The sequence below is a fragment of the Pseudomonas sp. SDO5215_S409 genome, assembly GCF_054071325.1.
This window is the reverse complement of the sequence record NZ_JBSVWN010000035.1, coordinates 43281-63318: the sequence shown is the minus strand read 5'-3', so window position 1 is coordinate 63318 and position 20038 is coordinate 43281. Positions and strand designations below refer to the sequence as shown.

At 60.9% G+C, this 20038-nt stretch carries 26 protein-coding genes and 2 pseudogenes; 13 read left to right on the top strand and 15 right to left on the bottom strand.

Annotation, left to right across the window (positions count from 1 at the left end; all coding sequences use genetic code 11):
- Nucleotides 1-57: 57 nt before the first annotated feature.
- Nucleotides 58-204: a hypothetical protein gene (locus ACW9H9_RS18245; RefSeq protein ID WP_457344515.1), complete on the top strand. Its 147-nt coding sequence runs from the start codon at nucleotides 58-60 to the stop codon at nucleotides 202-204.
- 84 nt (nucleotides 205-288) lie between these two features.
- On the opposite strand, the gene ACW9H9_RS18240 is transcribed toward ACW9H9_RS18245, so the two are convergent.
- The 4 genes from ACW9H9_RS18240 to ACW9H9_RS18225 all read right to left on the bottom strand — a co-directional run bounded on the left by ACW9H9_RS18240 (nucleotide 289) and on the right by ACW9H9_RS18225 (nucleotide 2618).
- Nucleotides 289-816: a hypothetical protein gene (locus tag ACW9H9_RS18240; protein ID WP_457344516.1), complete on the bottom strand. Its 528-nt coding sequence runs from the start codon at nucleotides 814-816 to the stop codon at nucleotides 289-291.
- 122 nt (nucleotides 817-938) lie between these two features.
- Entirely contained in the window at nucleotides 939-1295 is a 357-nt protein-coding gene (locus tag ACW9H9_RS18235; RefSeq protein ID WP_457344517.1) for a DUF7079 family protein, read from the bottom strand.
- Nucleotides 1280-2062 (bottom strand): hypothetical protein, encoded by a 783-nt coding sequence (locus ACW9H9_RS18230; protein ID WP_457344518.1) that lies wholly within the window; start codon nucleotides 2060-2062, stop codon nucleotides 1280-1282. Before ACW9H9_RS18230 ends, ACW9H9_RS18235 begins: the two co-directional genes overlap by 16 nt.
- 10 nt (nucleotides 2063-2072) lie before the next feature.
- Nucleotides 2073-2618 (bottom strand): PAAR domain-containing protein, encoded by a 546-nt coding sequence (locus tag ACW9H9_RS18225; protein WP_457344519.1) that lies wholly within the window; start codon nucleotides 2616-2618, stop codon nucleotides 2073-2075.
- A 105-nt stretch (nucleotides 2619-2723) separates the two neighbouring features.
- On the opposite strand from ACW9H9_RS18225, the pseudogene ACW9H9_RS18220 reads away from it, so the two are divergent.
- The 6 genes and pseudogenes from ACW9H9_RS18220 to ACW9H9_RS18195 all read left to right on the top strand — a co-directional run.
- Nucleotides 2724-3077: pseudogene (locus ACW9H9_RS18220) on the top strand (LysR family substrate-binding domain-containing protein); the annotation flags it as partial.
- Between the two features lie 161 nt (nucleotides 3078-3238).
- Entirely contained in the window at nucleotides 3239-3421 is a 183-nt protein-coding gene (locus tag ACW9H9_RS18215; RefSeq protein ID WP_457344520.1) for a type II toxin-antitoxin system HicA family toxin, read from the top strand.
- Nucleotides 3422-3443: 22 nt separating this feature from the next.
- Nucleotides 3444-3854: a type II toxin-antitoxin system HicB family antitoxin gene (locus tag ACW9H9_RS18210; RefSeq protein ID WP_457344521.1), complete on the top strand. Its 411-nt coding sequence runs from the start codon at nucleotides 3444-3446 to the stop codon at nucleotides 3852-3854.
- 82 nt (nucleotides 3855-3936) lie between these two features.
- Nucleotides 3937-4269 carry a hypothetical protein gene (locus ACW9H9_RS18205; protein ID WP_457344522.1) on the top strand — a complete coding sequence of 111 codons (333 nt, stop codon included), beginning with the start codon at nucleotides 3937-3939 and terminating at the stop codon, nucleotides 4267-4269.
- A gap of 87 nt (nucleotides 4270-4356) precedes the next feature.
- Entirely contained in the window at nucleotides 4357-4842 is a 486-nt protein-coding gene (locus ACW9H9_RS18200; protein ID WP_457344523.1) for a methylated-DNA--[protein]-cysteine S-methyltransferase, read from the top strand.
- Nucleotides 4843-4905: 63 nt separating this feature from the next.
- Nucleotides 4906-5331 carry a low affinity iron permease family protein gene (locus tag ACW9H9_RS18195; RefSeq protein WP_457344524.1) on the top strand — a complete coding sequence of 142 codons (426 nt, stop codon included), beginning with the start codon at nucleotides 4906-4908 and terminating at the stop codon, nucleotides 5329-5331.
- A gap of 56 nt (nucleotides 5332-5387) precedes the next feature.
- On the opposite strand, the gene ACW9H9_RS18190 is transcribed toward ACW9H9_RS18195, so the two are convergent.
- The 4 genes and pseudogenes from ACW9H9_RS18190 to ACW9H9_RS18175 all read right to left on the bottom strand — a co-directional run bounded on the left by ACW9H9_RS18190 (nucleotide 5388) and on the right by ACW9H9_RS18175 (nucleotide 7715).
- Nucleotides 5388-5915 (bottom strand): DUF4142 domain-containing protein, encoded by a 528-nt coding sequence (locus ACW9H9_RS18190; RefSeq protein WP_457344525.1) that lies wholly within the window; start codon nucleotides 5913-5915, stop codon nucleotides 5388-5390.
- Between the two features lie 120 nt (nucleotides 5916-6035).
- On the bottom strand, nucleotides 6036-6674 hold the full coding sequence (locus tag ACW9H9_RS18185) for a LysE family translocator (RefSeq protein WP_457344526.1): 639 nt from the start codon (nucleotides 6672-6674) through the stop codon (nucleotides 6036-6038).
- Between the two features lie 47 nt (nucleotides 6675-6721).
- Nucleotides 6722-6817: pseudogene (locus tag ACW9H9_RS18180) on the bottom strand (glutathione transferase); the annotation flags it as partial.
- The gene (locus ACW9H9_RS18175) at nucleotides 6801-7715 is read right to left on the bottom strand and encodes a LysR family transcriptional regulator (RefSeq protein ID WP_457344527.1); all 915 of its coding nucleotides are present in this window, start codon (nucleotides 7713-7715) and stop codon (nucleotides 6801-6803) included. The gene ACW9H9_RS18175 and the pseudogene ACW9H9_RS18180, both read right to left, overlap by 17 nt.
- Before the next feature lie 77 nt (nucleotides 7716-7792).
- Between ACW9H9_RS18175 and ACW9H9_RS18170 the strand changes: the two genes are divergently transcribed.
- Nucleotides 7793-8278 carry a DMT family transporter gene (locus ACW9H9_RS18170; protein ID WP_457344528.1) on the top strand — a complete coding sequence of 162 codons (486 nt, stop codon included), beginning with the start codon at nucleotides 7793-7795 and terminating at the stop codon, nucleotides 8276-8278.
- A 7-nt stretch (nucleotides 8279-8285) separates the two neighbouring features.
- Here ACW9H9_RS18170 and ACW9H9_RS18165 read toward each other — a convergent pair whose 3' ends face one another.
- The 6 genes from ACW9H9_RS18165 to yiaY all read right to left on the bottom strand — a co-directional run bounded on the left by ACW9H9_RS18165 (nucleotide 8286) and on the right by yiaY (nucleotide 14805).
- Nucleotides 8286-9614 (bottom strand): MFS transporter, encoded by a 1329-nt coding sequence (locus ACW9H9_RS18165; protein ID WP_457344529.1) that lies wholly within the window; start codon nucleotides 9612-9614, stop codon nucleotides 8286-8288.
- A gap of 60 nt (nucleotides 9615-9674) precedes the next feature.
- A complete protein-coding gene (locus ACW9H9_RS18160) occupies nucleotides 9675-10613 on the bottom strand; it encodes a hydroxymethylglutaryl-CoA lyase (RefSeq protein WP_457344530.1) in 939 nt (312 codons plus the stop codon).
- The gene (locus tag ACW9H9_RS18155; protein WP_457344531.1) at nucleotides 10610-11803 is read right to left on the bottom strand and encodes a CaiB/BaiF CoA transferase family protein; all 1194 of its coding nucleotides are present in this window, start codon (nucleotides 11801-11803) and stop codon (nucleotides 10610-10612) included. The genes ACW9H9_RS18160 and ACW9H9_RS18155 overlap by 4 nt, the downstream gene beginning before the upstream one ends.
- Before the next feature lie 130 nt (nucleotides 11804-11933).
- Nucleotides 11934-12851, bottom strand: a complete 918-nt coding sequence (locus ACW9H9_RS18150) for a LysR family transcriptional regulator (RefSeq protein WP_457344532.1) — start codon at nucleotides 12849-12851, stop codon at nucleotides 11934-11936.
- The gene (locus tag ACW9H9_RS18145; protein ID WP_457344533.1) at nucleotides 12852-13526 is read right to left on the bottom strand and encodes an NAD(P)H-binding protein; all 675 of its coding nucleotides are present in this window, start codon (nucleotides 13524-13526) and stop codon (nucleotides 12852-12854) included.
- A gap of 130 nt (nucleotides 13527-13656) precedes the next feature.
- Nucleotides 13657-14805 carry an L-threonine dehydrogenase gene (yiaY, locus tag ACW9H9_RS18140; protein WP_457344534.1) on the bottom strand — a complete coding sequence of 383 codons (1149 nt, stop codon included), beginning with the start codon at nucleotides 14803-14805 and terminating at the stop codon, nucleotides 13657-13659.
- Nucleotides 14806-14928: 123 nt separating this feature from the next.
- Here yiaY and ACW9H9_RS18135 point away from each other — a divergent pair, with 123 nt between their 5' ends.
- Nucleotides 14929-15939 carry a DUF4917 family protein gene (locus tag ACW9H9_RS18135; protein WP_457344535.1) on the top strand — a complete coding sequence of 337 codons (1011 nt, stop codon included), beginning with the start codon at nucleotides 14929-14931 and terminating at the stop codon, nucleotides 15937-15939.
- Nucleotides 15940-15974: 35 nt separating this feature from the next.
- On the opposite strand, the gene ACW9H9_RS18130 is transcribed toward ACW9H9_RS18135, so the two are convergent.
- Nucleotides 15975-16502 carry a helix-turn-helix domain-containing protein gene (locus ACW9H9_RS18130; protein ID WP_457344536.1) on the bottom strand — a complete coding sequence of 176 codons (528 nt, stop codon included), beginning with the start codon at nucleotides 16500-16502 and terminating at the stop codon, nucleotides 15975-15977.
- Nucleotides 16503-16605: 103 nt separating this feature from the next.
- On the opposite strand from ACW9H9_RS18130, the gene ACW9H9_RS18125 reads away from it, so the two are divergent.
- The 4 genes from ACW9H9_RS18125 to ACW9H9_RS18110 all read left to right on the top strand — a co-directional run bounded on the left by ACW9H9_RS18125 (nucleotide 16606) and on the right by ACW9H9_RS18110 (nucleotide 19929).
- Complete coding sequence (locus ACW9H9_RS18125; RefSeq protein WP_457344537.1) at nucleotides 16606-17388, top strand: aldolase; 783 nt, start codon at nucleotides 16606-16608, stop codon at nucleotides 17386-17388.
- A 30-nt stretch (nucleotides 17389-17418) separates the two neighbouring features.
- A complete protein-coding gene (locus ACW9H9_RS18120; RefSeq protein ID WP_457344538.1) occupies nucleotides 17419-18300 on the top strand; it encodes a dihydrodipicolinate synthase family protein in 882 nt (293 codons plus the stop codon).
- A 142-nt stretch (nucleotides 18301-18442) separates the two neighbouring features.
- Complete coding sequence (locus tag ACW9H9_RS18115; RefSeq protein ID WP_457344539.1) at nucleotides 18443-18982, top strand: RNA polymerase sigma factor; 540 nt, start codon at nucleotides 18443-18445, stop codon at nucleotides 18980-18982.
- Nucleotides 18979-19929: a FecR family protein gene (locus tag ACW9H9_RS18110; protein ID WP_457344540.1), complete on the top strand. Its 951-nt coding sequence runs from the start codon at nucleotides 18979-18981 to the stop codon at nucleotides 19927-19929. The genes ACW9H9_RS18115 and ACW9H9_RS18110 overlap by 4 nt, the downstream gene beginning before the upstream one ends.
- Nucleotides 19930-20038: the final 109 nt, after the last annotated feature.

Below are 20038 nucleotides of genomic sequence, written 5' to 3'. Positions count from 1 at the left end.
TGAAAAGCGTTACGCAGCGAGCCTGGAGAGTGTCTAGAAAACCCGGGGCGATTCAGCATGTTGGCAATCAACATACCCAATGAACGCATATCCGATCTGATCTTCTGGCCAGACGAATACTTCGATGAAGCAGATTATCCACAGCAACTATCCCCAGAGCAGGTGATAGAAATCGCGTTGAAAGACAAAGATGTAGTCCTGTAATCAAGACTCGCCCACGCCAAAGGACTGTCATCCTGCACGTGTTGAAACTGAAGGTATGAAGGAAAAAGGGAAAAAGGGACAGATTTATTTTTTAGAAAAATAAATCTGTCCCCTTTTCATGTTTCCAAACAACTGGCTGTATAGTTCATTTATGGTTTTCAGCTTAACGAAGCTACCTTTGTTCAATATGCGAATATTTGGTCTTTCCAGCTTAATGCCAGCTGTATCACCTTTCGTGTGTTTGGCGGTTTTTAAATCTTCTAGGCTAGGCAGTGGTTGACCCGGCCTAGCACCAAAATAATAAAATGGTCCAAGCTCAAGTGTATCATTATCAAAGTAGATCAATACTACGCAGCCAGACGGTTTCTTTGCTAACGAAATGTGAATCTTATGCGACGCCGTAGCCGACCCAGTAAATGTGGCTTTAAGTTGAATATGCCTAATAATACCATTTGCTTCAGCAATGATGTCGTAGCCAGATCTATCAACCTCCGGCTTAGAAATTTCAAGACTGAAATCTTTATTTTTCCATGAGAGTTTTAGTAACTCACCAACGAGCAAATGTTCGATTAGCTTCTCACGATATGAAGAGTGCAGTGAGTGTTCAGTCACTTTTGGCGGCCTATGGTTGGTAACAACCGATAAATGGGATCTGTTATAAGCACAAAGTGAAGCCAGCTAGATTGATGATTTTGAAGAAAATCAGCGAATCAAAAGTCCATTTCCGTTCAGGATCAAAGTCTGCAAGCAATCTCCTTCCACATATAGTCGTAGTTATACTTCAACCATAGAACCAGCACCTTATCAAACTGCCTGCGTAGCCAATTATGCTCACGCGCCGCCAGCCTTTCCTCGATCGTAACTCTGAGCCAGTCGGGGTCAAAGCCTGTCCAGACAGAGGGCAAGGCTGCTGCAATGTTGGAGAAGCACACTGGCGCTACCTCCGAAAAAAAGATTTCGCACAGTACGTCAGGATCGATGCCTTTGACTTGGCGCGCGACGTAGTCGTAATCGGTCGGAAAATAGTTGAATGGCTCAGACAGTGCGGATCTGACCTCTGTCAGTTGTGGCTCGGTCAGAAAATGTCCCAATGCGAAAACTCCTCCAGTTCCTCATCAAGCGAGCCCGCTACCACGCCGCCCGCGACGCCACCGGCTACTGATCCAACCAAGACGACGGCAATTGCGCAAATCGGTGCTCCTGGGCCACATAATGCACTGACGCCCATTCCAGCCAGTACGCCGCCTAACGCGCCTCCTCCGACAATGAGGCCTTGTCGGGCCGTTTCTTTGGGTTTGTTTTCGGCGTTCAGGATTTGATAAGTTGCCAGCGCAGCGGTTACGAGAACGCCAAGCTTGCCCATGATCAGCATTTTTTTAGTGCCTTTCGTGAATTTGGCATCATCCCGGCCAGCGGCTTCCAAAATGGTGTAATGAACCTTCTTTTGCTCTGCAGCTGAAAGGCTTTCATAACTTTTTTTGAAGAGATCGTTGGAATAACGATCCATAAGCCATTTTAATGTCCTACCGTCTTTTTTCTTCCTTTGTACTACTGCCAGGCCCTGCGCAGAAGTCCACTTGCGATGCTCCACCAAAATTTTGTTTCGCATTTCATGGCTGAACGCTACACCTTCTTGCGCTGTTATCTTTCCTGCTTTCACGTCCTCCATCGTTTGCTGAGACATGCGTTTAATGTTCCTCAGATAGCTAGCCCTGATTTTCTCGTCAGAGATGGCATCCAAAGAAAATCTCAGTGCAGCGCCCTCCATTAGCTCTAACGCTCTGTCGAGGGGTGAGTCTCGCAAGGCATGCTCACGCTGAACAACATAGCTACCCGTGACAATGTACGGCTCTGTCATAGGATGATCCTTATCCTAAAATTGTATTCAAAAGACCCTCGGTCAGAGAAGAGGACGCTGCGAATGCTTGCTCTTCAAACTTGAGCATCACGCACGTCTTGCCTGATGGGTTAGAGAATTTAACCGCGTTGTTTTCATCAAACACACCGGGAAGCGAAGAACCGTCTTCGAAATGCGCAGTACACGATGAGCCTTTATAGCTCTCGTCAGCAGGAATTCTGAAGGCGATCCACCTAGCATGCCCAGCTATAGGCTCAGGCGGGATAAACTCACAAGGTGAGTGAGTATCACCAATGATCACTGTCGACGATCCGCCGATTACAATGCTGCCATGGGTACCGGCGGTATCGATGGTCGCGGCATTCTTGCCGTTTATGAAAACAGTGGAAGACAGACCAGAGGACAGCGCACTGCCACAGGTGCATGTATCCCCCTGACGCGCAGCGGGTAAACCGTCAAAAAACACATCAGAAGAACCTGTGGCGATGGAGTTGATGCCGTGCCCTGGTAAAGGGCAGCTAGATGGGTCGCTCTTACGCGCAGCCGGCTTGGCCATGGTGACGTCCTGTCAAAAGCTCTCGTGGGCAGCAGAATCTATCACGAACTGAACGCCCACTAGCACTTTTTGACCAATCGCGGATCTTGGTAGGGGACTGCTTTCAGCCTGGCGCAGATCAGCGCCTACCCGCTGGTCCTGTTTCCCGCCGATTACGGCTCCGGGCTCAACCAGTCCATCGAGCAGCTTTACCGGCGCAGCGGCCTGCCTCTGCGCCCGGGGCCCACCGGGCGGCAGATCACCTCGATCATCGCCCTGGTGGCCGCCGGGCAAGGGGTTGCGCTGGTGCCAGACTGCACCCGCAGCCTGATGAACACAGGGGTCACTTACCGGCCGCTGACGGATGCCGACGCCTGTGCCCCGCTGCTGGTACTCACGCAGGCCCAGGGCGCAAGCCCGATGGTCGAAGCGTTCCTGACGGTCATTGATGACGTGGCGCCCGCTCGCCAACGGGGTTGAAAAGCCTCGCAACACCTGCGTCAAGCAGCCTTCCAACCCCCTCATACACTGCATTGAGCACCTGCCCCGCGCTGTCGGTCGCTGACCGTTGGTAGGTAGAGTGTTGATAAATTATTTTCAGTGGTTATAGTCATCACCAACACACACCACAAGGAGGTGATGTGGACAGTCGATATTTGATAGGTCATATCGTTGCGGACGGTTGGTATCTGGTCAGGACACGCGGCAGCCATCACCACTTCAGGCACCCGACCAAACCCGGGTTGGTGACCATTCCCCATCCCAAGAAAGACCTGCTCGACAAGACCGCCAAGAGCATTTTGAAACAGGCCCTGCTCAGTTGAACGGGCCCGGAGGACACCACGCATGCTGTACCCCATCGCAATTACAAACGGTGACGAAAACCACGCCTGGGGTGTGGAAGTCCCGGACATTCCTGGCTGCTTCTCGGCGGGCGACGACCTGGACGACGCCATGGCCATGGCCCGCGAAGCCATCGAAGGTCACTTTGAAATCCTCGCGGAGGACGGCGCGCCGATTCCTCCCGCGCAAAAAGTCACCCTGCACGCCGCCAACCCGCACTACGCCGGGTGCACGTGGGCAGTGGTGGACATCGATGTCACCAAGTACCTGGGTAAAGCCCAAAAACTCAACATCACCCTGCCCGGTTATCTGTTGAACCGGATCGATGACTATGTGCTGCATCACCCGGAAGAAAAAAGCCGCTCGGGCTTCTTGGCCTCGGCGGCGCTCAAAGTGTTGCAGGAAGACCGCTGAGCCCCTTAAGCAAACTCTGATGCAGCCACCGGCGCACGTTGCAATGATCGTGGCCAATTCTGCACACCATCAGGCACGCCCCATGAACCACACAGCGTCACCGCGTCCAGGATCCATCGCCAGAAAGGTCATCGGCCTGGTCGTGGTGCTCCCCTTGTTGCTCGCCCTGGCACGACTGCCGTTCGGGCTGGCCTTGGCGGTGAGCCTGGTCGCCGTTGCCTCGTCGGCATATGGCGCCTGGCTTGCCTCGCGTCAGGGCGGTCGGGTGTTGGTAGCATTCGCAACCGCGATGGCGCTGCTCAACCTGACCTCGCTGGTCATGCTTTCGACCCCGTCGGTGCTCATGGGGCTTTATTACCTGGGCTGGAGTTATGGGTATCCGATGTTTTCCCACTGGTATGACTGGCACGCCTAGCCTGCGTATTTGACCGCAAGAAACGTAGTGCCCACACCTTCTGATGCACTTACAGTGCAACCCTGACTTTGCCGATGGAGCTCGACCATGTCCTGCCAATTCACGCTCATGCCCTCCCCCGTGGGCGAACTGACGCTGGTGTCCCGCAATGACAAACTGGCCGCCATCCTGTGGGAAAACGAGCGCGCCAACCGGGTGCGCCTGGGCCCGTTGCACCAGGCCGGTCACAACGCCGTGCTGGCAGAAACCGAGCGCCAGTTGACCGAGTACTTCGCCGGGACGCGCAACCGCTTCGAGCTGGAACTGGAGTTTGCCGGCACCGAGTTCCAGAAAAAGGTCTGGGCGGCGCTGCTCACCATTCCTTTTGGCGAAACCCGCAGCTACAGCCAGATCGCCCAGCAGATCGGCAACCCGAAGGCCGTCCGAGCCGTGGGGGCGGCCAACGGGCGCAACCCTATTTCGATCATTGCGCCGTGCCACCGGGTGATTGGTGCGTCCGGCGGGCTCACCGGGTTTGCTGGTGGGCTTGCGGCCAAGCAATTCCTGTTGGCGCTGGAAGGCGAGCAAATGTAAAAAGAAATTTCAGAGCTGCGCTGCGGTCAGTATTTCATCACCCGCCGTTCAAGGAACTTGGTCATGAAATTCTCCGCCGTCTCACAATCCCTGTCCCGCTGGGCAGGCAGCCCCAAGACGTTTTATGCGGCAGTGGCGCTGATTCTGGCCTGGAGCCTCAGCGGCCCCTACTTCCACTACAACGACACCTGGCAACTGATCATCAACACCTCGACCACCATCATCACGTTTCTGATGGTGTTCCTGATCCAGAACACACAAAACCGCGACAACGACATCCTGCATATCAAGATCGACGAGCTGCTGCGTGTGTCCCAGGATGCGCAAAACGCCGTGCTGAGCCTCGACGGCCTGGACCGCAAAGAGCTGGAAAAACTGCGCCAACAATATCGGAGCATCGGCCGGGACAACACGGTCCAGCTAGACGGTGGCTGCGGTGACGCGGTGGAGGATGCACCAAACGCTCGGACAGACCTGAACCAGGCGTAAAAAAACGGCGGTTGGAGCCCTCCAACCGCCGTTTTCAGGCTTGCAGGCTGTGCACATCAGCCGTCGTTTTGACGGCCCTTGCCATAGGTTGACGCCAGCGCACGCGCCCGTTGCAAACGCTCCTCAAGCTTGGGCAACGTCTCGTCCACCAACGCCTTCAGTTCCGGGATGTCCGAGTCGGCGCCCTCTTGCTTGAACAGCGCGATGGCCTCTTCATTGGCCTTGATCTGTTGCGCGGTGTAAGCCGCGTCAAACGAGTCGCCGTCCTTGAGTTGCGGCATCAGGGTTTCGGCCTTGTCGACGATCTTGTCCCGTGGCGCCACGGGCAGGTCGAGTTTCTTGGCGAGCGCCGCCAGATGCTGATTGGCCTGGGTGCGTTCGTTGATGACCTCGATGGTGTAATCCTTGATCTCTTGGGACGAGGTCTTGGCGTGGGCCATGCGGCTGGTTTCGATATCGGCCGTCCCGGTGGCCGAGGCCTGCTCGATAAACTCGGCGGGCGACTGGGCGAAAGCATTGCCGGCGCCGAGGCCCAGCAGCATCGCAAAACTGGCGGTGCGTAACCGGATAGCCATGCGGCTCATGTTCGGGTCCTCCAGGTAATAAACAGAAACGGGAGCCCGGCCCCCGCCTTCAATTGGAATTTTCAACGCCGCAAAGGTTTAGAAAAAACTCGCCAGTACGACGAACGGTAGCCGTTTGGCCTAGGTTTTACTGGCAAACAGGCCCGGCAATGCATGGGCCAGGGCGTTGATGGCAAAGCCGATAAACATCACGCCACACAGGCGGGTGATCATCACTTCGTGGCGTTGATACACCGTACGCACCTGCCGCGCGCCCACTACGCCGATCAGAATCGCGTAGGCCAGCACGCCGCCCAAAAAGCTCAACACAATCAGCCAGGGCAGCATCGCCCAGGTCAGCAATTCGGCGCGGCTGGACAGCAGCGCGGTAAACGTCGCTACCGCCACCGGGTAGGCCTTGGGGTTAGTCAGCCCAAACACGATGCCATGCCAGAACGGTTGCCGGGCCGCGCCCAGAGGCGCGTCGCCGCTGCGCTGCCGGGTGCGGATCGCACGCCAGCCGAGCCAGAACAGGTACAGGCCGCTGAGCACACCCAGCACGTCAAACGCACTGCTGCCAATTTCCCGCGCCCCGACAATCGCCACCAGCGCGGTGCTGCACCACATCACATCGCCCAACAGATGCCCGCACAAAAAACCGGCGCCGGCCCGACGCCCACGGGCAGCGCCAATACCAAACACCGCCAGCACCCCGGGCCCGGGAGTGATGCCATAGATAAACCCCGAAACGATCACGGCGAACAACAAGGATGGCGTCATAAAAAGAGGCTCTGACAGAAAAAACGAATCGATTGATTCTGCATGTTTCACAGCGGCGGGTAAAATTTCATACCCGCATAAGGCCGGTCGCGACAGGCTAGCAAGCGCGAGGTCAGGGTGTGTTTATCAGGACCGAGCCACCAACACCCCAGCAATCCGCTCCTGCAACCACTGCAACCCCAAATCCCCACCCCGCCGCGAATGCCACGCCAGCACAAACTCGAAAGACGGAATATGAAACGGCACCGGTGCGATCAGCAAGTGCCGGTGATCAATGTTCAGCAGGCCGCGCGAGGACACGGTCAGGATCAGGTCCGTACCTGGGATCAACTGCGGCGCAATGCCCCAATGCGGCAGGCTGACGGCCACATGGCGCCGCTCGTGAATCGCTGTCAGCGCCCGGTCGATTTCCACGGTGCCGCTGCCGCGCATTTCCAGCAGGACGTGGGGGCGCGCCAGGTAAGTGAGCAGGTCCAGGGTGCCGCCCGGCGGCAGGCTTTCGCGGTCCACCAGGCAGGCGTAGTGCTCGTTGAACAGCGGCGTGCTGCGCAGTTCCGCGGGCATGTCGGGAAAGACCCCGGCAGACACGTCGATTTCACCATTGAGCAGGCCCTCCAGCATGCCCTCGCGGCTGGTGTGGATCATCTGTAACCGGATGCCCGGTGCCTCGCGGCGCAAGGTGCGCATCAGCGGGGGCAGCAAAAGGGCCGCGCCGTAGTCTGACATCGCCAGGCGAAACGTGCGCTGGGCAAGCAGTGGCTCAAACCGGTTAGGCGCCAGCAGTGCCTGCACTTGCGCCAGGGCATCGGCCAGCGGGGTGGCCAGTTCCAGCGCCCGGGGCGTGGGCACCAGGCCGCCGCCCTGGCGGACCAGCAGCGGGTCGCCGAGCACGTCGCGCAAACGCGCCAGCGCGTGGCTCACCGCCGGTTGGCTCAGGTGCAGGCGCTCGGCCGCGCGCGTTACGTGCTGCTCGCTGAGCAAGGCGTCGAGAATGACCAACAGGTTCAGATCAATCCGGCGAAGATCATTCATCAGGTGCATATCGACTATAAGAACTTGGAATTTAAATTTGCTCGACGAATACCCTACAGTCCACAAAAATTTTCGGGAGACACCTGATGACGATGTGGCAGTGGAGTGGTTTGGGCTTGTTGGCGGCGCTGGCCGGTGCAGCGGTGCCGTTTCAGGGGGCGATCAATGCGCATTTGGGCCGGGGCCTGGGCCATCCGTTATGGGCCACGTTGGCGTCGTTGCTGGTGAGCCTGATCGTGTTGTTGCCGCTGATGCTGGCGATGCGCCTGCCGCTGCCGGACCTGGCGTTTATCAGACAGGCCCCCCTGTGGATGTGGGCAGGCGGCATATTCGGGGTGTGTTTTGTGTCGCTGGCGTTGATTCTGTTGCCCAAGTTGGGCGCGTCCGGCTTTGTGGCGCTGGCCTTGGCCGGGCAGATCCTGGTGTCGTTGGTGTTCGACCACTTCGGCCTGCTCGGTCTGGCCCAGAAGGAATTGAACGCGCCCCGGGTGCTCGGGGCGCTGATGTTGATCGCCGGGGTAGCCTTGATTCAGTTCAGCGCGGCCCCGGCCAAAGCCCTGGCCGCCGCGTGAATAAGCGTCAGCGCTTGTCGGACGTGCGCAGCTTTTGCGGTAAGCCCCACAGCAGCAATGCGGCGGCAATCAGCGCAAAGACACCAATTGCATACAGCGCCGGGGTGGTGCTGCCGGTCAGGTCCTTGATGCGGCCGACCATCACCGGGCTGACGATGCCGCCCAGTTGCCCCAAGGTGTTGATCAGCGCGATCCCGCCCGCCGCGCCTGCGCCCGCACCGGCCAGCAGTTTGGGGGGCAGCGTCCAGAAGGTCGGGATCGCGGCGATGATGCCAGCGCCCAACAGGCCCAGGGCCACGATCAGGAACGTGGTGTGGTCATCAAACAGGCCCGCGCAGAAAAACCCGACCGCGCCCAAGGTCACCAGGCCACAGACAAACTTGCGACGCTCGCCGGTCGCATCCGACCAGCGACCGATCACCACCATGGTGATCGCCCCGCAAATGTAAGGCACAGCCGTCAGCAACCCGATCGTCACCGGGCTTTGAATGCCCGTGCTGCGAATCAATTGTGGCGCCCAGAAATTCAGGCCGTAGGACGCCACCTGAATCAAGAAGTAGATCAACCCCAGCATCAGGAAACCGGGAATGCGCAGCGCCTGAAGCAACGAGCCCTTCTTGTGCACCTCATGCACCGCGATGCGGCTGGCCAGCAGGGTTTTCTCCTCGGCCGACAGCCAGTCGGCGTCCTCGATACGGTCCTTGAACCGCGTCAGCACCGCCCACGCCAACACCACGCACGGCAGGCCGCCGAGCAGGAACAACCAGTGCCAGCCGCGCATCTGCAGCACGCCGTCCAGATGCTCCAGCACCAGCCCCGAAAACGGTGCCCCCACCAGGCCCGCAAAGGCCGACGCCAGAAACAGCATGGACGTGATCCGCCCACGGAAATCCTGCGGGAACCACAAGGTCAGGTAAAACAGCACCCCCGGCGCAAACCCGGCCTCCATCGCGCCGATCAGAAAGCGCAGCACGTAGAACTGCCATTCGGCCGTGACAAACACCATGGCGGCCGTGGCCAGCCCCCAGGACAACATGATCCGCGCGATCCAGCGCCGCGCGCCGACCTTGTACAGCATCATGTTGCTCGGCACTTCAAAGATCACGTACCCGACCACAAACAGCCCCGCTCCCAACCCGTAGGCGGTGTTGCTCAAGCCCAGGTCGGCCTGCAACTGGAACTTGGCGAAGCTGATATTGATGCGGTCAAAAAAGGCGAACAGGTAGCACACCATGATCAGTGGCATCAGGCGCCACGCCACTTTGTTGACCACGGCTTTGATCGGATCGACGGCATCGGCCGGGCGAGCGCCGGCCTCCAACGTATTGAGGCTCATGTGTTTTCTCCAGAAGGACTGCCCGCAGGCGCCCGATTGTTTTTGTTGTCTGGTGGGGGCTTACAGCGTTGCGATGTAGGCCGGTGGCGGATGCAAATCGCAATTGCGCCCGGCCTTGGCCACCTGGCCGGGCAGTTCATGGCCCAGCAGGGCCGGCAGTTGCCGTGACAGCTTGAGCAGGTGCGCCAGATCGATGCCGGTGGGGATACCGACTTCGTCGCACAGGTTGACTAGGTCTTCGGTGCAGATATTGCCCGACGCCCCCGGCGCAAACGGGCAGCCGCCCAGGCCGCCGAGCGCCGCGTCAAAGCGCCGGGCACCGGCCTCGTAGGCCGCCAGCACGTTGCACAACCCCAGGCCACGGGTGTTGTGAAAATGCAGGGTCAGGTCGCTGGCCGACACCCGCTCCAGCACGCGTTTGACCAAGCGCTCCACCTGGCGCGGGTTGGCCATGCCAGTGGTGTCAGCCAGGCTGATGCCTCGGATGCCCAGCGCTTGATAAGCGTCGACCCACTGCACCACGCGGTCTTCATCGATCCGCCCTTCAAACGGGCAGCCAAAGGTGGTGGCGAGGCTACCGTTGAGGCTAACCGGGTGGTCGGCGGCAAAACTTACAATGTCGGCGAACGCCGCCAGCGACTGCTCGCAGCGCATGCGCAGGTTGGCCAGGTTGTGGGTCTGGCTGGCAGACATTACCAGGTTCAACTCGTCGGCCCGCGACTCGATAGCGCGCTGTGCGCCTTTGAGGTTGGGGATCAGCGCCACATAAATCACCCCGGCGCGGCGCGTAATGCCCCGAAACACCTGCTCGCCGTCACGCAGGGCCGGAATGGCCTTGGGCGACACGAACGAGCCGGCCTCGATGCGGGAAAACCCGGCCTCGGACAGGCCATTGATCAAGGCGATCTTGTCCGACGTTTCAACCCACGTCGGCTCGATTTGCAGGCCGTCCCGGGGCGACACTTCCTGGACGATCAACCGGTCTGCGTAAGACTTCATTGCACCACTCCCGAGGTTCTCAAACGTTGGATATCGGCCGGCGCAAGGCCCAGGTCCTGCAGCACCGAATCGGTGTGCTGGCCCAGGCTTGGGCCCGGCCAGTTCACGGCGCCGGGGGTGTCGGACAGCTTGGGCACGATGCCGGGCATTTTCACGCTCAGGCCACCGGGCAGTTCGGCGCGCAGCAGCATGTCGCGCGCCTGATAATGCGGGTCGGCAACGATGTCGGCCACCGAATAGATGCGCCCGGCGGGCACTTCGGCGGCTTCCAGGGCATGCAGCACCTGGTCGATGGGCAAGCTGCTGGTCCAATGGGTGATGGCCGCGTCCAGCCGGCCGCTTTGCGCGGCGCGGCCATCGTTGTGGGCAAACTCGGGGGCGTCGGCCAGGTCAGGCCGACCGATAGCGGCCATCAGGCGCTTGTAGATCGGGTCGCTGTTGCCGGCGATCACCACGTAGGCGCCATCGGCGGTCAGGTACGTGTTGGACGGCGCGATGCCAGGCAAGGCGCCGCCGCTGCGCTCGCGCACATGGCCCTGGGCGTCGTATTCGGGCACCAGGCTTTCCATGAGGTTAAACACGCTTTCGGCCAGTGACACATCCACCACTTGGCCATTGCCCTGGCCGGTCTTGACCCGCAACAACGACATCAACGCACCGATCACGCCGTGCAGCGACGCCAGCGAATCCCCAAGACTTACGCCCACCCGTGCAGGCGGCGAATCAGGGTTGCCGGTGGTGTAGCGGATGCCGCCCATGGCCTCGCCGATCGCGCCAAACCCGGGGCGGTCGCGGTAGGGGCCGGTCTGGCCGTAGCCCGAGATGCGCACCAGGGTCAGCTTGGGGTTGAGGGCCTGCAACACGTCCCACCCCAGGCCGAGTTTTTCCAGGCCGCCCGGGCGCAGGTTTTCGATGAGCACGTCGGCGTCGGCCAGTAACTGCTTGACCAGCGCCAGGCCTTCGGGGGACTTGAGGTCCAGTGCCAGGGATTTTTTGTTGCGCGATTGCAAGTACCACCACAGCGAGGTGCCTTCATGCAGCTTTCGCCATTTGCGAAGTGGATCGCCCTGCCCCATGGATTCGATCTTGATCACCTCGGCACCGAACTCGGCCATCAACCGTGCAGCGAACGGCGCCGCAATCAGCGTGCCGATCTCGATGACCTTGATGCCGCTAAGGGGAGCGGTCATGGGGTGTACCTCTTGTTCTTGGAATGTGGGCCAAGGCTAGAGGAGGCAGGGCGGGGAAATCCAATCGTCAGTTGGCAACGAGCGTTCGCGAAACGCGAACGAAACGCGAATGGGCTGAAGGGCTTTTCTGTCAGGCCCGGGCGTGGGCGCTACGCAAATGTTCAAACAATAACTGGCTGACCGGCGACAACAGGTCTTCGTTGCGCACCACCAGGATCAGGCGCCGCTCGGACCAGTCATCGGTCAGCGGCACGGCGTGCAGGCCCAGGGCCCGGCCAAACAGTTCGTAGGCGTTTTGCGGCAGGATGCCCACGCCCATGTTGGCCTGGACCATGCGGCACATGGCGTCGAACCCCGGCACATGGATGCGCAGGCGCAACATTTTACCGGCCTCGCGCGCGGCGGCGTGGGTGCGCATGTTGATCGAGCTGGCGGAGTGCAGGCCTACGTGGTCACTGCCCAACGTGTCGGCAAACGCCAGCTGCTCACGGGCCGCCAGCGGGTGGTCCGCGGGCATCAGCACCACCAGTTTGTCGTGCCGGTACGTTACGCTGGGCAGGCCTTTGGTGTTGGTGTCGCAGGAGCAGATGCCCAGGTCGGCCACGCCATCGAGCACACCCTGGACCACGCCGGTGCTGGGCCGTTCTTCAAGGTCGGCCTTGACGTGGGGGTGCAATTGGGAAAAGTCCCGCAGGTCTTCGGGTAAAAACTGAATGATCGCCGAGAGGTTGGCCAGCATGCGCACGTAACCGCGCACGCCGTGGCTGTGCTCGCCCAGCTCCAGGCCCATTTTCTCGACGTTGAACAGCATCTGCCGCGCATGGTGCAGCAGGGTTTCACCGGCAGCCGTCAGGCTCATGCCCTTGGCCTGGCGCACGAACAGGCTTACGCCGAGCATCTGCTCCAGCTCCATCAGGCGCTTGCTGGCCGCCGACACGGCAATGGCTTCACGCGCGGCAGCGCGGGTCAGGGTGCCCTCTTCAAACACCGCGACGAACAGTTGCAAGCTGATCAGATCGAGGCGGCGCACCAGGCTTTTTTGCAGCATCTAGGCGCGCTCGGTGGCCAGGCGATTGATGTCGGCCTGTTCCACCACAGGCTGGGGTGCGCCGTGACGGGCAGCCGTCAACATCGCCAGGCCCAGGGTTTCGGTGCTCACCACCCAGGTCGGCCGCACCCGACGCAGCAGCGACAACAGCGGCCCGAGCACGTTATAGAACGCCTGATACAACGGGGTTTTCGACCGCGCACCGTGCAACGGCTGAATGACGCTGGGGCGGAACAGGTACACCGCCTTGAACGGCAGGCGCAGCAGCGCATTTTCGGTCTTGCCCTTGACCCGCCCCCACATGATCTTGCCCTGCTCGGAGCTGTCCGTGCCCGCGCCAGACACATACACAAACGTCATCTGTGGATTGAGCCGCGCCAGGGTGCTGGCGGCCACCAGCGTGAGGTCGTAAGTGAGGTGCGTATACGTGGCCTCGTTCATGCCCGCCGACGAAACGCCCAGGCAAAACAGGCAGGCGTCAAACCCCTGGAGCAGGTGCTCCAGGGGCTGAAAATCAAACATGTCGGCATGCAACACCTGGTGCAGCTTGCCGTGCTCCTGCGGCAGCGGCGTACGGCCGACGGCCACCACTTCCTGCACATCAGCGGCACGCAGGCACTCGCGCAAAACGCCTTGGCCGACCATGCCGGTGGCGCCGAATAACAGAACTCTCATAGGGGCGGGACCTCGGCTGTTGAGCTGCAAGCGTTGAGCTTCAAGCCTCAAGTTAAACGTTGTTTAAGCTTGATACCTTAGCAGCTTGTCGCCTGAAGCCTGTAGCCCAAACCCGTCGCGAACGCGCCGGTCAAAACGCGCTGCGAAAAATCTCCTCGATCTGACGCTGATCCGCCCGCCGTGGGTTGGTCAGGCCACACGCGTCTTTGAGCGCATTGCTCGCCAGCAGGGGAATGTCCTGCACTTTGACGCCCAGTGCCCGCAGGCCCGCAGGGATTTCAACGTCCTGGGACAAGCTGCGAATGGCGGCGATGGCGGCCTGGGCGCCCTCTTCTGCGCAGGCATGTGGGGGCTCTACCCCCAAGGCGCGGCCCACGTCGCAGAGGCGTCGGGCACTGACGCTGGCGTTGAAGCTCTGCACATGGGGCAACAACACCGCGTTGCACACGCCGTGGGGCAGGTCATACAAGCCGCCCAACTGGTGGGCCATGGCGTGCACGAATCCCAGAGACGCGTTGTTGAAGGCCATGCCCGCCAGAAACTGCGCGTACGCCATGTTTTCCCGCGCGGCCCGGTCACTGCCGTCGCGCACGGCCTGGCGCAGGTTGGCGCTGATGAGTTCGATGGCCTTGATCGCGCACGCATCGGTGATCGGCGTGGCGGCGGTGGACACGTAGGCCTCGATGGCGTGGGTCAGTGCGTCCATGCCGGTGGCGGCGGTGAGGCCCTTGGGCATGCCCAGCATCAGCGCCGGGTCGTTGACCGACAGCAGCGGCGTCACGTTGCGGTCGACGATGGCCATTTTCACGTGGCGGGTTTCGTCGGTGATGATGCAAAAACGCGTCATTTCGCTGGCCGTGCCCGCCGTGGTGTTGATCGCCACCAGCGGCAGCTGGGGCTTGGCAGACTGATCGACCCCTTCGTAATCGCCAATGTGCCCGCCGTTGGTGGCGCACAGCGCGATGCCCTTGGCGCAGTCATGGGGCGAGCCGCCGCCCAGCGACACCACAAAATCGCAGCCGCTGTGCTGCAACAGCGCCAGGCCTTTTTCCACGTTGCCTACGGTGGGGTTGGGCCGGGCGCCGTCGTAGATCACCGAGTCGACCGCCTGCATCGCCAGTTTCTCGGCGATCATGCCGGCCATTCCCGCCTGGTGCAGGCCTTCGTCGGTGACGATCAGCGCCTTGCGAAACCCGTAGTTGCGGATGGCAACCATGGCTTCGTCCAGGCAATCGCTGCCCATGATGTTCACGGCGGGAATGAAAAAGGTGCTGCTCATGGCCAATCCTCATCAGGCGTTTATGCGCACAGCATCCCCCCTCTGCGCCGCGCCATCTTGACCAGGATCAACACCGGCTCGTGATAAAGTCGCCACCCAGCCGATTTCAAGTGACCCGCCGTAATGACAAATACCCACGATAGTGACGCCCACCTTGAAGACTGGAGCAGCCTGCGCGCCAGCACGGTCTTTAGCGGGATTCTGATTGGCAACGGCGCCAGTCGCGCGGTGTGGGAAGACTTTGCCTACGACTCGCTGTTTGAAAACGCACGCACGGTGGAAGAAAAACCGCTGAGTCCGTCAGAACTGAGCGTGTTCGACGCCCTGCAAACCCGCAGTTTCGAGCAGGTGCTGGGCGCCTTGAAAACCACCAGTCGGGTCAACAAGGCCCTGGCGGTCAGTTCCGCCGCGCCGCGCAACCGCTATTACGCCATCAAGGAAGCCTTGATCAACACCATCCACGGTGTGCATATCCCATGGCGCCTGGTGCAGCCCGCCACGTTGACCGCGTTGCATCAGGAACTGGCGAGTTACCCCACGGTGTTCACCAGCAACTACGACCTGCTCAACTACTGGGCCACCCTGCATGCACCCGGCATCGACGACCTGTTCGGCGGCGCCGATGGCTGCTTTGACCTGCGCCACACCCGTAGCGCAGCAACGCGCATCCTGTACCTGCACGGCGGCCTGCACCTGGTGCGCAACCTGGACGGCACCGCACGCAAGCTGGCCTCGACCGACAGCACCTTGCTCAGCAGTTTTGCAATCAACAACACGATCAAGACCCTGGACGATGTGCCGCTGTTTGTGAACGAGGGCAAGGTCGAGGAGAAACTCAAGACCATCCGCAGTTCCGATTACCTGTCGTTCTGCTACGAGCAATTGCTGGGGCATCAAGGCGCGTTGTGCGTCTTCGGGCATGACCTGGGCACCCAGGATAGCCACCTGGTGGACGGGATTCGCGAGGCCCAGGTGACGACACTGGCAATTGGCGTGTCGGGCCGCAGCGAAGGGTTTATCCAGCAGCAGAAGCGCCGGTATGCGGGGTTGTTCGAGGGCATGACGCTGCGCTTTTTTGCCTCGCGCACGCACCCGTTGGGCAACCCGGCGCTGGCCGTGCCGGTCGAGCGCTGATCACCCGGGGGCGGCCTTCGCTGCCCGGTTGAGGCTCACTCTTCGGCGCTGTGCACCACCACCAGCAACTGCGCCTGCACCGCCCCCACCGACCGGATCCGGTGGGGTTTCTGGGCATTGAAATGCAGCGCATCGCCGCGATCGAGCACCACACGCTCGCTCATAAAGTCCACTTCCACCTGGCCTTCGTGCACAAACAAAAACTCTTCCCCCAGGTGCTCCTTGAAGGTCTTGTCGGTGAACTCGGCAGGCGGGTAGATGATGAACGGCAACAGGCTGCGCTCACTCACCTGATGGGCCAGCACCGCATAGCCGGGCGCGGTGTCAGGCCGCTCATGGCTGCGCACCAGGCTGTAGCTGTCGACGCTGGCGGTGTCTTCGCTGAACAGCTCTTCCACCTTCACGTTCAGCGCCTTGGCCAGCTTCAGCGCTGCCGCGATCGAGGGCGTGTTCAGGCCGCGCTCGACTTTGGACAGGTAACTTTTGGTCATGCCGGATTTTTCGGCCAGGGCCTCCAGCGTCACGCCAAGTTTTTTTCTCAATAATTTCAAACGGATAGACATGCGTAGCGGTTAATCCATGAAGACGTGATGGGGAGCGCTTGCCAATGACACAAAGTGTCATATAGGATCTTTAGTGTCATTTGAGAAATCCCAGGACACAAACATGGCCAAGACATTAGCACTCCCCAAAGACCAACTGGTCAAGCAAGCGCTGACCCAGATGCAAAACACCCTGGCGGATAATACGTGGACCGACCGGCAAAAGCTGGCGCTGACCTGCCGCATCCTGTTCGAGAACGGCCACGACTCGGGCCTGGCCGGGCAGATCACCGCCCGTGGGCCCACGCCCGGCACGTACTACACCCAACAGCTGGGCCTGGGGTTTGACGAAATCACCGCAGGCAACCTGTTGCTGGTCAACGAAGACCTGGAGGTGCTGGAAGGCCATGGCATGCCCAACCCGGCCAACCGCTTTCACAGCTGGGTGTACCGTGGTCGGCCAGATGTGAACTGCATCATCCACACCCACCCCACGCACATCGCGGCGCTGTCGATGCTGGAAGTGCCGTTGCAGGTGTCCCACATGGACCTCTGCCCGTTGTACGAAGACTGCGCCTTTTTGCAGACCTGGCCGGGCGTGCCGGTGGGCAACGAAGAAGGCGAGATCATCACCACGGCCCTGGGCGACAAGCGCGCCATCCTGCTGTCGCACCACGGTCAGCTGTCCACCGGCGCCAGCATTGAAGAAGCCTGCGTGATCGCGCTGCTGATCGAACGCGCCGCCAAGTTGCAGTTGCTGGCGATGGCCGCCGGCACCGTCCAGCCGATCCTGCCCGAGCTTGGGCGCGAGGCCCATGACTGGATCTCCAAACCCAAGCGCCACGGCGCCGCGTTCAACTACTACGCCCGGCAAAATCTGCGTCAACACGCCGACAGCCTGAACTGACCCCCCTCTTTTTCACGCGGAGACTCCCCCATGTCCAGCACTTTGCTTCACGGCATCATCGGCTACACCGTCACCCCGTTCAGCGCCGACGGGCAACGCATTGACACAGACGCCCTGGGGCGCGCCATCGACCGCCTGATCGACGGCGGCGTGCACGCCCTGGCGCCCCTGGGCAGCGCAGGCGAAGGCGCGTACCTGAGCGATGCCGAATGGGATGAAGTGGCCGCCTACAGCCTCGAAAAAGTCGCAGGGCGCGTGCCCACGGTGGTCAGCGTGTCTGACCTGACCACCGCCAAGGCCGTGCGCCGGGCGCGGTTTGCCGAAGCACACGGCGCCGATGTGCTGATGGTCTTGCCCACGGCCTACTGGAAACTCAGCGAAGCGCAGATCCTCGCGCATTACGCCGCCATCGGTGAGAGCGTGGGCGTGCCGATCATGCTGTACAACAACCCGGCCACCAGCGGCACGGACATGTCGGTGGACTTGATCCTGCGCATCGTTGCCAGCGTGGACAACGTGACCATGGTCAAGGAAAGCACCGGCGATATTCAGCGCATGCACCAGTTGCACCAGCGCAGCGACGGGCAGGTGCCGTTCTACAACGGCTGCAACCCGTTGGCGCTGGAAGCCTTTGCGGCGGGCGCCAAGGGCTGGTGCACGGCGGCGCCCAACCTGATTCCCGAGCTGAACCTTGAGCTGTATGAAGCCGTGCTGGCCAATGATCTGGCCAAGGCGAAAGCGCTGTTTTATCGCCAGTTGCCGGTGTTGGACTTCATCCTCAAGGGCGGCTTGCCAGCCACGATCAAGGCCGGGCTGCGCCTGACCGGGCTGGACGTGGGCGCCCCCCGGTTGCCGGTGTTTCCCCTGGAAGAAGCGCCGCTGGAGCAACTGCGTCAATTGCTCAAGGCGTAAGCGCGGTTTTGCCTGCGGGGGCGAGTCGGCTCGCTCCCCCAGTGCGATGAACGGCCGCTTGCACATCCATAGAGACAAATAGCAATAATTCTCGATATCATTCGCGCACTTTTTTACAGCGTGCTTCGAAAGAAGGGTATCCATGTCTCGTCCCAAGCCAGACCCGTCGTCCGTTGACGCCTGTCGCGGGTTTTATGCAGACATTCTGCATTTCCTGCGCAAACGAACGGACAACGCCAGTGACGCGGCGGACATGACACAGGACGTCTTCACCCAATGGCTGGACTACCGCGACCGCGCCAAGGTCGAGCAACCACGGGCCTTTCTGTTCCAGATGGCGCGCAATCTGCTGCGTGATCACTGGCGCAAACAAAAGGTGCGCCACGCGGCGCATCAGGATCAGCCCGACACCGACGACGAACCCGCCACCGACGCACAGGACGATCCCATGGCCGCCGCCCAGCGGCTGCAACGCCTGGAGCAGTTGAAAGAAGTGCTCGCCGAGCTCTCGCCCAGGCGACGAGAAGCCCTTATGCTGCACCGCTTCGAAGGCCTGAGCCAGGCCCAGATCGCCGAACGCATGGGAGTTTCGGTCAGCATGGTGGAAAAGCACATCGCCTTTGCCTTGTTGCATTGCAAGCAGCGACTTCAACAAGAACAAGGCAAGGAGCGCGCACAATGAACCCCCTGAGCGAGATCGACACCGACTCCATCGACGCCCAGGCCGCCCGCTGGTTTGCGCGCAATCGCAATCACGCCGAACGCTTTGACCGCAAGGCCTTTGCCGCCTGGCAGTCGGTGCCTGCGCACGCCCGTGCCTATGCACAATTCGAACAATTGTGGGCCGACCTTGGCCAGTTGCAGCAACTGAACAAGCCCGTGCCACTGCCCCAACGCACACCGTCGCGCTGGCGCCCGGCGCTGGCCGTGGCAGCGGCACTGGTGTGCGCCTTGCTCACCCGCACCATCGACGTACCGCGCGCGTTGTATCACAGCCAGGTGGCCGCCCACGCCAAGGGCATGCGCACCCTGCATTTGCCAGACGGCAGCACCTTGTACGTGAACGCCAATACCCGCCTGCGGATCGACTTCAACGCCCATCAACGCCTCGTTCACCTGGAGCAGGGCCAGCTCTACATCGAAGTGGCCGCCGACAAAGAGCGGCCGCTGTTCGTGCAGGCCGGTGAAGCCAGCGTGCGCGTGGTGGGCACCGGCTTTGACGTGCGGCGCAGCAAGCAGCAACTGGTGGTCAGCGTGGCCCACGGCCAAGTGGCGTTCGACCCTGCGCCCACCGCCCCGGCCACCCTGCTCGGCGCCCGGCAACAGGCCCGTTGGAACTACGCCCGCGGGACGCTGCAACAACAGACCCTGGCCACCCATGAAGTGGCGGACTGGCGCAGCGGGCACCTGTCGTTTCGTAACCGCGACCTCGCCAGCCTGATCGACGAACTGAGCCTGTACCGGCCCCAGGCCCCGCTGTTGGTAGACAACGCGGTGGCGCAGTTGAAGGTGTCCGGCAACCTCGACGTGAATGACCCCGACGCCCTGCTCAATGCACTGCCAGCACTGTTGCCGGTGAAAACCGTGGCCCAGGCCGACGGCAATATCCGCATCGAAGCACGCAGGTAAACCCCCGCAAGATCCACACCTGAGAATATTTTGCATTCGCATGTGTGGATTTTTTTACCTGCCCCGTCTTCCTACGGTCTGCGTTTGATACGCACACCTTTGCGGCCTG